Origin of the sequence: Pseudomonas sp. A2, from assembly GCF_023100865.1 — a bacterium.
Lineage (GTDB): Bacteria > Pseudomonadota > Gammaproteobacteria > Pseudomonadales > Pseudomonadaceae > Aquipseudomonas > Aquipseudomonas asiatica.
In genome coordinates this window covers 4987032-4999652 of record NZ_CP039127.1, presented here as the reverse complement: position 1 = coordinate 4999652, position 12621 = coordinate 4987032, and the positions used below count along the sequence as shown (strand labels likewise).

The following is a 12621-nucleotide window of genomic DNA, read 5'->3' as shown; positions in this document are numbered from 1 at the left end:
CCGAATTACGGTAAAGCTTGAGCAGAGGATTTAAGAGATGTCGGAAATTTCGACCATCGTTTTAGGTGCTGGCCCGGATGGCCAACCGGTTGGGCAAGCCATGAGGTTGGCCAACCGCCATGGCCTGGTAGCGGGCGCTACGGGTACTGGCAAGACCGTCACCTTGCAGCATCTGGCGGAAGCGTTCAGTGACGCGGGGGTTGCGGTGTTCGCCGCCGATGTCAAAGGCGACCTGTGCGGCCTGGGCGCTGCTGGTGCGCCGCAGGGCAAGGTGGCCGAGCGCATCGCCGGCATGCCCTGGCTGGGGCACAGGCCCCAGGCTTACCCGGTGAGCCTGTGGGACATTGCCGGGCAGTCCGGCCACCCGCTGCGTACCACCCTCAGTGAAATGGGGCCGCTGCTGCTGGGCAACCTGCTGGAACTGACCGACAGCCAACAGGCGGCGCTGTATGCGGCGTTCAAGGTAGCCGACCGTGAAGGCTTGCTGCTGCTGGACCTCAAGGACCTCAAGGCGCTGCTCGCGCACCTGAAGGACAACCCGCAACTGCTGGGCGAAGACAGCGCGCTGATGACCACGGCCTCCACTCAGGCGCTTTTGCGCCGGTTGGCGACCCTGGAGCAGCAGGGCGCCGAGGCGTTGTTCGGTGAACCGGGGTTGCAGCTCGAGGACCTCCTGCGGCCAGACCCGGATGGCCGTGGGCGTATCCACCTGCTGGACGCCAGCCGGTTGGTTCACGATGCACCGAAGGTGTACGCGACCTTCCTGTTGTGGCTGCTGGCCGAGTTGTTCGAGCAACTGCCCGAGCGCGGTGATGCCGACAAGCCGGTGCTGGCGTTGTTCTTCGATGAAGCGCATTTGTTGTTCAACGATACACCCAAGGCATTGCAGGATCGCCTGGAGCAGGTGGTGCGGCTGATTCGTTCCAAGGGCGTGGGTGTGTACTTCGTCACCCAGTCGCCGGGGGACTTGCCAGATGCGGTGCTGGCCCAGTTGGGCTTGCGCATTCAGCATGGCTTGCGGGCGTTTACCGCCAAGGAGCAGAAGTCGCTGCGGGCGGTGGCTGATGGCTTCCGCCCCAACCCGGCGTTCGACACCCTGGCGGTGCTGACCGAACTGGGTATTGGCGAGGCGCTGGTGGGGACACTGGAAGAGAAGGGCACGCCAGCGATGGTGCAACGTGTGCTGATTGCACCGCCGCAGTCGCGTATCGGGCCGTTGAGCGCGGCTGAGCGCAGTGTGCTGATTGCCAATTCGCCGCTGGCGGGGCGTTACGACAAGCCGGTGGACCGTGAGTCTGCCTATGAGATGCTGACCCAGCGCAAGGGCGAGCCGGTGGAGCCCGCGCCGCAACCCAAGGCGGATGAAGAAAGCTTTGCCGACAAGGCTGGTGAGTTCTTGCAAAGTGCGGCAGGGCAGGCCATCAAGTCGGCGGTGCGCCAGGCGGCCAACCAGTTGGGGCGGCAGTTGGTGCGAGGGTTGATGGGGTCGTTGCTGGGGGGCAAGAAAAGGTAGGTTGCCTGTACCGGCCCCTTCGCGGGTAAACCCGCTCCCACAGGTTCATCACAGATATCAAGAGCTGTGCATTACCTGTGGGAGCGGGTTTACCCGCGAAGAGGCCGGTACAGAAAAAAGGCGACCCGAAGGCCGCCTCTTTCAGAACCGTATCACTCAGCCAATGGCTTTGGACGCCAGCCAGAACAGGCCGGCCGCCAGGCCCATCGACGCAGGCAGGGTCAGTACCCAGGCCAGCAGGATGGTCTTCACGGTGCCGCCTTGCAGGCCGCTCTTGTTGGCGACCATGGTGCCGGCCACACCGGACGACAGCACGTGGGTGGTCGATACCGGCAGGGCGAAGATGTTGGCCATGCCGATGGCGCAAGCCGCGGTGATCTGTGCCGACATGCCCTGGGCATAGGTCATGCCCTGCTTGCCGATCTTCTCGCCAACGGTCAGTACCACGCGCTTCCAGCCGACCATGGTACCCAGGCCCAGGGCCAGGGCGACGGCCACGATCACCCAGAACGGGGCGTACTCGGTAGTGGCGGTCAGGTCTTTGCGCAGTTTTTCCAGATCGGCCTTTTCACGGGCTTCCAGGCCTGGCAGCTTGCCGACCTTCTTCGCCGTGTCGTCCAGGCACAGCAGGTAGCGGCGCACTTCGACACGCTTGTCGGCACTCAGGCTGTGGTAGTCGGTCACGCCCTGCAGCGAGGACTGCAGCGCGGCAATGGTCGGCTCGGTCTGCTGTGGGTTGCAGCTGAACTGCTCCGGCAGGTCGCTGGACTTGGCCTTGCCCAGTGCCAGGAACTCGCCCAGGGTGGCGGCGTTGCGCTGGTAGAACTGGCTCATGTGCAAGGTGGCGTCGCGGGTACGCTCGATCTGGTAGGTGGTGCTGTTCAGGTCGAGGACGAATTTGGCCGGGACGATACCGATCAGCACCAGCATGATCAGGCCGATGCCTTTCTGGCCGTCGTTGGAGCCGTGCACGAAGCTCACACCCATGGCCGAAACCACCAGTACCAGGCGGTTCCAGAACGGCGGGTGCTTCTTGTCGTCGAGCTTGCGGCGCTGCTCGGGGGTCTTGTGCATCTTCGACAGCGGGCGCCACCACTTGAGGCCGATCAGCACCATAGCGGCAACGGCGAAGCCGGCCATCGGCGAGACCACCAGCGACATGGCGATGTCGATAGCCTTCTGCCAGTTGACACCGTCGCCCAGCGGGATGTCGTTGATCAGGGCGTTGGCCAGGCCGACGCCGAGGATGGAGCCGATCAGCGTGTGCGAGCTGGAGGCGGGGATACCGAAGTACCAGGTGCCCAGGTTCCAGGTGATGGCCGCAGCCAGCAGCGAGAAGACCATGGCCAGGCCGTGTCCGGTGTTCACATTGATCAGCAGCTCTACTGGCAGCAGGTGCACGATGGCATAGGCCACCCCGACACCGCCGAGCAGAACGCCAAGGAAGTTGAACACGCCGGAGAAGAACACGGCGAGGTGCGGCGGCATGGCTTTGGTATAGATGACGGTAGCTACCGCGTTGGCGGTGTCATGAAAGCCATTGATGAACTCGAAGGCGAGCACGAAGGTCAAGGCGAGCAGCAGGCTCACCAACACCCAGGCATCCAGTCCGCTGAATAATTCGATCATGAAGGTTGTCTGGCGGTCTTAGGGGGGCGGGATTATGCCAGAAAACGTTGGCAATCGATGCATTTGCGACAGACCGACGGCAATCTTCCTGACGCGAGCGTGATGTGCACGGTGCGACGTGCCGGCAGGGAAATATCCGCTAAAGCGCATAAAAGCTGGCGAAAACCGGCAAAAAGCTGGAAAAAAAGCCGCTTCGCTTCTTTTCAAACGGTCGTATGAAATTTGTGTAATTCCATTTCACCTTCGGCCGGACAGTAAAGATCGACCGCGCCCGGGCTGGCCGGGCGACGACGCGCTGGCGTGGTCCCGGGTCAGGGAGTGTCGCTGCGCAGTTCCTTTTCCATACGTTCCAGTTCCTGGCTGAAGGCCTGGTCGCGCACGCTGGCGCGCTTGCGCCAAGGTTTGCGTTCCGGATCCGGTTGTGCGGCGTAAGTGGTGACTTCGCCACCATAAACATCCTTGTAACGTTCAGCCTGGCGCTCGAGTTCCGCGCGCAGTTCATCTTTCGTCACAGTAGTACCTGAATTAAGTTTGATGACAGTTGTTAAGCGTTGTGCAGCGTGCACATGCCTTGCTGGCCGCAACGGCTTGATACAGCGGAGGGTTCCATTACCACGGCATCGTCGAGGCCTGCGCAATCGATTATAGCAATCGATATTCGCCGAACATCGTAATTTACCCAACCCTGACATCACAAGACGCAAGTAATGGAATGCATTCGATGACAGTTTGGGCCTTTCGTACAAGTTTGAAAGGCAATACGGACAAAAGTTCGTTGCAGTGCAGCAGCGGGACAGTCGAACGGGAGGGTAATGAAAAACGGCCTCGCCAAAAGGCGAGGCCGTTGCCTGGGGACTTCTACGGTGGGTACCTGACCAGTCTCTCCAAAGAAGCCACAAGTGGCATGAGAAAGGTATAAGTAAAAGTGTCAGCGGTCAATTGCGATTATCGGCCGTTTGTTCGATAATCGCACGAGTGGGCGTTTTTTTTTTGAGGTGTGCGATGAGTGACGAAACCTTGGCCAGCGATTCCGTCAATCCAGAGTCGGTCAACCTGGAGCAGGGGCGACCTGCCTCGGCAGCCCTGGCACCACCGATCGTGGCGTCACCGGCCAAGCGCATCCAGGCCTTTACCGGCGACCCGGACTTCATGACCTCCCTGGCGCGAGGCCTGGCAGTCATCCAGGCCTTTCAGGAACGCAAGCGCCACCTGACCATCGCCCAGATCAGCCACCGCACCGAAATCCCCCGTGCGGCGGTACGGCGTTGCCTGCACACGTTGATCAAGCTGGGTTACGCCACCACCGACGGGCGTACCTATTCGCTGTTGCCCAAGGTGCTGACGCTGGGGCATGCGTACCTGTCGTCGACGCCGCTGGCGATTTCTGCCCAGCCTTACCTGGACCGCATCAGCGACCAGCTGCACGAGGCGGCCAACATGGCCACGCTCGAAGGTGACGACATTCTTTATATAGCCCGTTCGGCGACCGTGGAGCGGTTGATTTCGGTCGACCTGTCGGTGGGCGGGCGCCTACCGGCCTATTGCACATCGATGGGGCGTATTCTGTTAGCGGCCATGGACGACACCAGCCTGCGTGAATACCTGGAGCGTGCCGACCTGAAGGCGCGTACCAGCCGTACCTTGCACGACCCCGAGTCGCTGTTCGCCTGTATCCAGCAGGTGCGTGCCCAGGGCTGGTGCGTGGTAGACCAGGAGCTGGAGCAGGGGCTGCGCTCGATTGCGGTGCCGGTGTATGACGCCTCGGGGCAGGTGCTGGCGGCGTTGAATGTGAGTACCCATGTCGGGCGGGTGACGCGCAGTGAGCTGGAGCAGCGGTTCTTGCCGATCCTGCTCGCAGCCAGCCGGGACCTTTGCCATCAGTTGTTTGGCTGAGCCCCGCGGGGGCGTACAGCGCGCCACTTTCAAATTTAGAACAGGCAAAACCCTTTCCTGTGCGATAAACGCACAGTGTCGTTCGCGGTGAATTGCGCCGCCTCCGCTCGCTGATTAATGTCTCTCGCAACGGTCGGCTGTGCCGACCGAACAAGAAAAACATAAGAGGCACTTAACATGAATACTGTCCCCTCGCTGCCGCGGCCGCACCCGCGCGCAGTACCGTTATATCCAGGCTGACGCCGGCTGCATTCCCCAAATCATCGTCCTCTGTACCGTTTGATCGCGTGCAGTGGGCTGGCTGTGCCCCTCATTCTGGAAAACAATAATGAATCAAGCGCAAACCAACGTCGGCAATAGCCTCGACGTCCAGTCGTTCATCAATCAGCAGCCGCTGTCCCGCTACCAATGGCGGGTGGTGTTGCTGTGCTTCCTGATCGTCTTCCTCGATGGCCTGGACACCGCCGCCATGGGCTTCATCGCCCCGGCCCTTTCGCAGGAGTGGGGGATAGACCGCGCCAGCCTCGGCCCGGTCATGAGTGCTGCATTGATCGGTATGGTTTTCGGTGCCCTCGGCTCCGGCCCGCTGGCGGACCGTTTTGGCCGCAAGGGCGTGCTGGTGGGCGCAGTGCTGGTATTCGGTGGCTTCAGCCTGGCCTCGGCCTACGCCACCAACGTCGATCAGTTGCTGGTGTTGCGCTTCCTGACTGGCCTGGGCCTTGGTGCAGGTATGCCCAACGCCACCACGCTATTGTCTGAATATACCCCCGAGCGCCTCAAGTCGCTGTTGGTGACCAGCATGTTCTGCGGCTTCAACCTGGGCATGGCCGGTGGTGGTTTCATTTCCGCCAAGATGATCCCGGCCTACGGCTGGCACAGCCTGCTGGTGATCGGTGGCGTGCTGCCGTTGCTGCTGGCGCTGGTGCTGATGGTGTGGCTGCCGGAGTCAGCGCGGTTCCTGGTGGTGCGCAACCGGGGGACCGACAAGGTGCGCAAGACTTTGTCGCCCATCGCGCCACAGGTGGTGGCCGAGGCGGGCAGCTTCAGCGTGCCGGAGCAGAAGGCAGTGGCTGCGCGCAACGTGTTTGCGCTGATCTTCTCCGGTACCTACGGCATGGGCACCATGCTGTTGTGGCTGACCTATTTCATGGGCCTTGTGATCGTCTATCTGCTGACCAGCTGGTTGCCAACCTTGATGCGCGACAGCGGCGCGAGCATGGAACAGGCTGCCTTTATCGGCGCACTGTTCCAGTTCGGTGGCGTGCTGAGCGCCGTCGGTGTGGGTTGGGCCATGGACCGCTTCAATCCGCACAAGGTGATCGGCATTTTCTACCTGCTGGCCGGGGTGTTCGCCTACGCCGTGGGGCAGAGCCTGGGCAACATCACCGTATTGGCCACGCTGGTGCTGGTTGCCGGCATGTGCGTGAACGGTGCCCAATCGGCGATGCCTTCGCTGGCGGCGCGCTTCTATCCGACACAGGGCCGCGCCACAGGGGTATCGTGGATGCTGGGTATCGGCCGCTTCGGTGCGATTCTCGGGGCCTGGAGTGGTGCGACGCTGCTCGGGCTGGGCTGGAACTTCGAACAGGTGCTCACGGCATTGCTGGTGCCGGCGGGGCTGGCGACCGTGGGTGTGATCGTGAAAGGGCTGGTGAGCCACGCTGACGCGACCTGAAACCCGAGGGCCGCTTTGCGGCCCTTCGCAGCACAAGGCTGCTCCTACAAAGGCGACGCCGCCCGCTGTAGGAGCAGCCTTGTGCTGCGAAGAATTCGACACGTTAGTGAATGAGTAGCAGGACAACAAATGGTTCGATAATCGCACAAATAGTCGATTATCGGATTGTAAGCCACCCACCAGTCTCCTTAATCTGAGCTCACCGAAGCACCCTGACCAGGAGTCTCCAAATGGCTGCAATTCTCCCGCTTCACGAAGCCGTGAAGCAGTTCATCCAGGATGGCGATACCGTCGCCCTCGAAGGTTTCACCCACCTGATCCCGACTGCCGCCGGCCACGAGATCATCCGTCAGGGCAAGCGCGACCTGACCCTGGTGCGCATGACTCCGGACCTGATCTACGACCAGCTGATCGGCGCCGGCTGCGCCAGCAAGCTGATCTTCTCCTGGGGTGGTAACCCAGGTGTCGGTTCGCTGCACCGCCTGCGTGATGCCGTCGAGAAGCAGTGGCCACACGCCATCGAAATCGAAGAACACAGCCATGCCGACCTGGCAAACGCCTATGTCGCCGGTGCTTCTGGCCTGCCGTTCGCCGTGCTGCGTGCCTACGCCGGCTCCGACCTGCCGAAGGTCAACCCGCTGATCAAGAGCGTCACCTGCCCGTTCACCGGTGAAGTGCTGGCAGCCGTGCCGTCGGTGCGCCCGGATGTGACCGTGATCCACGCGCAAAAGGCCGACCGCAAAGGCAATGTGCTGCTGTGGGGCATCCTCGGCGTGCAGAAGGAAGCCGCCCTGGCCGCCAAGCGCTGCATCGTCACCGTCGAGGAAATCGTCGACGACCTGCAGGCCCCGATGAACGCCTGTGTGCTGCCGACCTGGGCCCTGAGCGCGGTGTGCCTGGTACCTGGCGGTGCGCACCCGTCCTATGCCCACGGCTACTACGAGCGTGACAACCGCTTCTACCAGGCCTGGGACCCGATCGCGCGTAGCCGCGAATCGTTCACCGCCTGGATCGACACCTACATCCGTGGCACTGCCGATTTCAACGAATTCAAGGCCAAGTTGGCCAGCACTGCGGAGGCCGCACAATGAGCTACTCCACTTCCGAAATGATGACCGTCGCTGCAGCCCGTCGCCTGCGCAACGGTGCTGTGTGCTTCGTCGGCATCGGCCTGCCGTCCAAGGCTGCCAACCTGGCGCGCCTGACATCTTCGCCAGACGTGGTGCTGATCTACGAATCCGGCCCGATCGGCGCCAAGCCAAGCGTGCTGCCGCTGTCTATCGGCGACGGCGAGCTGGCCGAAACCGCCGACACCGTGGTGCCGACTGGCGAGATCTTCCGCTACTGGCTGCAAGGTGGGCGCATCGACGTCGGCTTCCTCGGCGCTGCCCAGGTCGACCGCTTCGGCAACATCAACACTACCGTCGTCGGTGATTACCATGCCCCGAAAACCCGCCTGCCAGGTGCTGGTGGCGCACCGGAAATCGCTGGTTCCGCCAAGCAGGTGCTGATCATCCTCAAGCAGTCGCCGCGTGCCTTTGTCGACAAGCTGGACTTCATCACCTCGGTTGGCCACGGTGAAGGCGGCGACTCGCGCAAACGCCTGGGCCTGCCAGGCGACGGCCCGGTCGGCATTATCACCGACCTGTGCATCATGGAGCCGGAAGCCGGCACCCACGAATTCGTCGTCACTGCGATCCACCCGGGTGTGACCCGCGAGCAGATCATCGCCGCCACTGGCTGGGCGATCCGCTTTGCCGACGATGTGCAGACCACCGCCGAACCGACCGAAGTCGAGCTGTCCGCGCTGCGTGACCTCGAAGCCCGTACCGCCGCGGCCCATGGCCAGGTCGCAGGAGAAGCCTGATGCGCGACGTATTCATCTGTGACGCCATTCGCACCCCGATCGGCCGCTTCGGTGGCGCCCTGGCCGGCGTGCGGGCCGACGACCTGGCCGCTGTGCCACTGAAGGCGCTGATCGAGCGCAACCCGACCGTGCAGTGGGATCAGGTTGACGAAGTGTTCTTCGGCTGCGCCAACCAGGCAGGTGAAGACAACCGCAACGTGGCACGCATGGCGCTGCTGCTGGCCGGCCTGCCGGAGAGCATTCCGGGTGTCACCTTGAACCGCCTGTGCGCGTCGGGCATGGATGCCATCGGCACTGCCTTCCGCGCCATTGCCAGCGGCGAAATGGAGCTGGCGATTGCCGGCGGCGTCGAGTCGATGTCGCGTGCCCCGTTCGTCATGGGCAAGGCCGAAAGCGGCTATTCGCGCAACATGAAGCTCGAAGACACCACCATCGGCTGGCGTTTCATCAACCCGCTGATGAAGAGCCAGTACGGTGTGGACTCCATGCCGGAAACCGCCGACAACGTGGCCGACAATTACCAGGTTTCGCGTGCCGACCAGGACGCCTTCGCCCTGCGCAGCCAGCAGAAGGCAGCTGCGGCCCAGGCTGCCGGCTTCTTCGCCGAAGAGATCGTGCCGGTGCGTATCGCGCACAAGAAGGGCGAGACCATCGTCGAGCGTGACGAACACCTGCGCCCGGAAACCACGCTGGAAGCCTTGACCAAGCTCAAGCCGGTCAACGGCCCGGACAAGACCGTCACCGCTGGCAATGCCTCGGGCGTGAACGACGGTGCCGCGGCGTTGATCCTGGCTTCGGCCGAGGCTGTGAAGAAACACGGCCTGACCCCACGTGCCCGCGTACTGGGCATGGCCAGCGCCGGTGTTGCACCGCGAGTGATGGGCATTGGTCCGGTGCCGGCAGTGCGCAAGCTGACCGAGCGCCTGGGTGTGGCGGTGAATGATTTCGATGTGATCGAGCTCAACGAAGCCTTTGCCAGCCAAGGTCTGGCGGTGCTGCGTGAGCTGGGTGTGGCCGACGATGCACCGCAGGTGAACCCCAACGGCGGTGCCATCGCCCTGGGCCACCCGCTGGGCATGAGCGGTGCGCGCCTGGTGTTGACTGCGCTTCACCAGCTGGAGAAGAGCGGTGGGCGTAAGGGCCTGGCGACCATGTGTGTGGGCGTAGGCCAAGGTTTGGCGCTGGCCATCGAGCGGGTTTGACCTGTACCGGCCTCTTCGCGGGTAAACCCGCTCCCACAGGGGGAACCACGCCTCCCACTGTGGGAGCGGGCTTGCCCGCGAAGAGGCCGGTCCTGCCAGACTCAAGGCCAGATGCCAGCCAGATAGCGGAACGAGTGTGTTACCAGGTGTGTCTAGAATTACCTGCGACCCTCCAGGAGTAAACTCACCATGACCTCAACCTATTACACCGGCGAAGAACGCAGCAAACGCATCTTCGCTATCGTTGGTGCCTCTTCAGGCAACCTGGTGGAATGGTTCGACTTCTACGTCTATGCCTTCTGCGCGATCTACTTTGCCCCGGCTTTCTTCCCCTCCGACGACCCCACCGTGCAGTTGTTGAACACGGCAGGCGTGTTCGCCGCGGGCTTTCTGATGCGCCCCATCGGTGGCTGGATCTTCGGCCGCCTCGCTGACCGCCATGGTCGCAAGAATTCCCTGATGATCTCGGTGCTGATGATGTGCTTCGGCTCCCTGATGATCGCCTGCCTGCCTACCTATGCCAGCATCGGCACCTGGGCCCCGGCGCTGCTTTTGCTGGCCCGGTTGATCCAGGGCCTGTCGGTAGGCGGCGAGTACGGCACCACTGCCACTTACATGAGTGAAGTAGCCCTGCGCGGCCAGCGCGGTTTCTTCGCCTCGTTCCAGTACGTGACCCTGATCGGCGGCCAGTTGCTGGCGGTGCTGGTGGTGGTGATCCTGCAGCAACTGCTCACCGAAGAAGAGCTGCGCGCCTGGGGCTGGCGCATTCCGTTCGTGGTCGGTGCCATTGCCGCACTGATCTCGCTGATGCTGCGCCGCTCGCTGCATGAGACCAGCAGCGCCGAAACCCGCCAGGACAAGGATGCCGGCACCATCAAGGGCCTGTTCCGCGACCATGCGGCGGCCTTCATCACCGTGCTCGGCTATACCGCGGGCGGTTCGCTGATCTTCTATACCTTCACCACCTACATGCAGAAGTACCTGGTCAACACCGCTGGCATGACCGCAAAAAACGCCAGCTACGTAATGACCGGCGCGCTGTTCCTGTTCATGGTGCTGCAGCCGTTCTTCGGCATGCTCTCCGACCGCATCGGCCGGCGTAACTCGATGATGCTGTTCGGTGCCCTGGGTACGCTGTTCACCGTGCCGTTGCTGATGGCGCTGAAGACCGTGAGCAGCCCTTTCATGGCCTTCGTGCTGATTTCCCTGGCGTTGTGTATCGTCAGTTTCTACACCTCGATCAGCGGCCTGGTGAAGGCCGAGATGTTCCCGCCGCAGGTGCGCGCACTGGGTGTGGGGCTGGCCTATGCGGTGGCAAACGCGGCGTTCGGCGGTTCGGCCGAGTACGTGGCCCTGGGCCTGAAGACCCTGGGCATGGAAAACACTTTCTACTGGTACGTGACGGCGATGATGGCGATTGCCTTCCTGTTCAGCCTGCGCCTGCCGAAGCAGGCCGCGTACCTGCACCACGATAATTAAGGACGTGGCATGACCAACCAACTGTTCGACGCCTACTTCACCGCACCGGCCATGCGCGAGATCTTCTCCGACCGTGGCCGCCTGCAGGGCATGCTCGATTTCGAGGCGGCGCTGGCGCGGGCCGAGGCTGCTGCCGGGCTGGTCCCGCATAGCGCTGTAGCGGCCATCGAGGCGGCGTGCCACGCCGAGCGCTATGACGTTGGCGCGCTGGCCAATGCCATCGCCACTGCTGGCAACTCGGCGATCCCGCTGGTGAAGGCGTTGGGCAAGGTGATTGCCAGTGGCGTGCCCGAAGCCGAGCGCTATGTGCACCTGGGCGCCACCAGCCAGGACGCGATGGACACCGGGCTGGTCCTGCAGCTGCGTGCGGCCCTCGACCTGATCGAAGCCGACCTCGGCAAGCTGGCCGATACCCTGTCCCGTCAGGCTTTGCAGCACGCCGACACGCCGCTGGTGGGGCGCACCTGGCTGCAGCACGCGACCCCCGTGACCCTGGGCATGAAACTGGCCGGTGTGCTGGGCGCCTTGACCCGTCACCGCCAGCGCCTGCAGGAGCTGCGCCCACGCTTGCTGGTGCTGCAGTTCGGCGGCGCCTCGGGCAGCCTGGCGGCTTTGGGCAGCAAGGCGATGCCGGTGGCCGAAGCCCTGGCCGAGCAGCTCAAGTTGACCCTGCCCGAGCAGCCCTGGCACACCCAGCGCGACCGCCTGGTGGAGTTTGCCTCGGTGCTGGGCCTGATCGCTGGTAGCCTGGGCAAGTTCGGCCGCGATGTCAGCTTGCTGATGCAGACCGAGGCGGGGGAACTGTTCGAGCCTTCTGCGCCGGGCAAGGGTGGGTCTTCGACCATGCCGCACAAGCGCAACCCTGTCGGCGCCGCGGTGCTGATCGGCGCCGCGACCCGCGTGCCGGGGCTGGTCTCTACGCTGTTCGCCGCCATGCCCCAGGAGCACGAGCGCAGCCTCGGCCTGTGGCATGCCGAATGGGAAACCCTGCCGGACATCTGCTGCCTGGTATCTGGTGCGCTGCGCCAGGCCCAGGTGATTGCCGAGGGCATGGAAGTGGATGCCGCGCGCATGCGCCGTAACCTCGACCTGACCCAGGGCCTGGTGCTGGCCGAAGCGGTGAGCATCGTCCTCGCCCAGCGCCTGGGCCGCGACCACGCCCATCACCTGCTGGAGCAGTGCTGCCAGCGCGCTGTGGCCGAACAGCGCCACCTGCGCACCGTGCTGGGTGAAGAGCCGCAGGTCAGTGCCGAACTGTCCGCCGAAGAACTCGATCGCTTGCTCGACCCTGCCAATTATCTGGGCCAGGCCCGCGTCTGGGTGGCGCGCGCCGTGTCCGAACATCAACGTTTCACTGCCTGAA

General features: G+C 63.3%; 10 protein-coding genes. 8 read left to right on the top strand and 2 right to left on the bottom strand.

The genetic code is table 11. The annotated features are described in order from the left end of the window. The first annotated feature begins 37 nt into the window (after window positions 1-37). On the top strand, window positions 38-1513 hold the full coding sequence (locus E5221_RS23155; protein ID WP_247846517.1) for a helicase HerA-like domain-containing protein: 1476 nt from the start codon (window positions 38-40) through the stop codon (window positions 1511-1513). A gap of 156 nt (window positions 1514-1669) precedes the next feature. Here the strand turns inward: E5221_RS23155 and E5221_RS23150 are convergent, their stop codons facing one another. Together E5221_RS23150 and E5221_RS23145 are read right to left on the bottom strand one after the other, a co-directional pair. Then, on the bottom strand, window positions 1670-3142 hold the full coding sequence (locus E5221_RS23150) for an inorganic phosphate transporter (protein WP_013974049.1): 1473 nt from the start codon (window positions 3140-3142) through the stop codon (window positions 1670-1672). 311 nt (window positions 3143-3453) lie between these two features. After that, on the bottom strand, window positions 3454-3654 hold the full coding sequence (locus E5221_RS23145) for a hypothetical protein (RefSeq protein ID WP_003259583.1): 201 nt from the start codon (window positions 3652-3654) through the stop codon (window positions 3454-3456). A gap of 490 nt (window positions 3655-4144) precedes the next feature. Here E5221_RS23145 and pcaR point away from each other — a divergent pair, with 490 nt between their 5' ends. The 7 genes from pcaR (at window position 4145) to E5221_RS23110 (ending at window position 12620) form a co-directional block, all read left to right on the top strand. After that, entirely contained in the window at window positions 4145-5035 is an 891-nt protein-coding gene (gene pcaR, locus E5221_RS23140) for a pca regulon transcriptional regulator PcaR (protein WP_013974048.1), read from the top strand. A gap of 328 nt (window positions 5036-5363) precedes the next feature. Further along, complete coding sequence (locus E5221_RS23135; RefSeq protein ID WP_023660978.1) at window positions 5364-6710, top strand: MFS transporter; 1347 nt, start codon at window positions 5364-5366, stop codon at window positions 6708-6710. Window positions 6711-6940: 230 nt separating this feature from the next. After that, the gene (locus E5221_RS23130; protein WP_015271654.1) at window positions 6941-7801 is read left to right on the top strand and encodes a CoA transferase subunit A; all 861 of its coding nucleotides are present in this window, start codon (window positions 6941-6943) and stop codon (window positions 7799-7801) included. Further along, window positions 7798-8577 (top strand): CoA-transferase subunit beta, encoded by a 780-nt coding sequence (locus E5221_RS23125; RefSeq protein ID WP_015271653.1) that lies wholly within the window; start codon window positions 7798-7800, stop codon window positions 8575-8577. Before E5221_RS23130 ends, E5221_RS23125 begins: the two co-directional genes overlap by 4 nt. Further along, window positions 8574-9779: a 3-oxoadipyl-CoA thiolase gene (gene pcaF / locus E5221_RS23120; protein WP_177342413.1), complete on the top strand. Its 1206-nt coding sequence runs from the start codon at window positions 8574-8576 to the stop codon at window positions 9777-9779. The genes E5221_RS23125 and pcaF overlap by 4 nt, the downstream gene beginning before the upstream one ends. Before the next feature lie 189 nt (window positions 9780-9968). Then, window positions 9969-11258 (top strand): MFS family transporter, encoded by a 1290-nt coding sequence (locus tag E5221_RS23115; RefSeq protein ID WP_013974043.1) that lies wholly within the window; start codon window positions 9969-9971, stop codon window positions 11256-11258. A 9-nt stretch (window positions 11259-11267) separates the two neighbouring features. After that, window positions 11268-12620 carry a 3-carboxy-cis,cis-muconate cycloisomerase gene (locus E5221_RS23110; protein ID WP_061303730.1) on the top strand — a complete coding sequence of 451 codons (1353 nt, stop codon included), beginning with the start codon at window positions 11268-11270 and terminating at the stop codon, window positions 12618-12620. Window position 12621 lies beyond the last annotated feature (1 nt).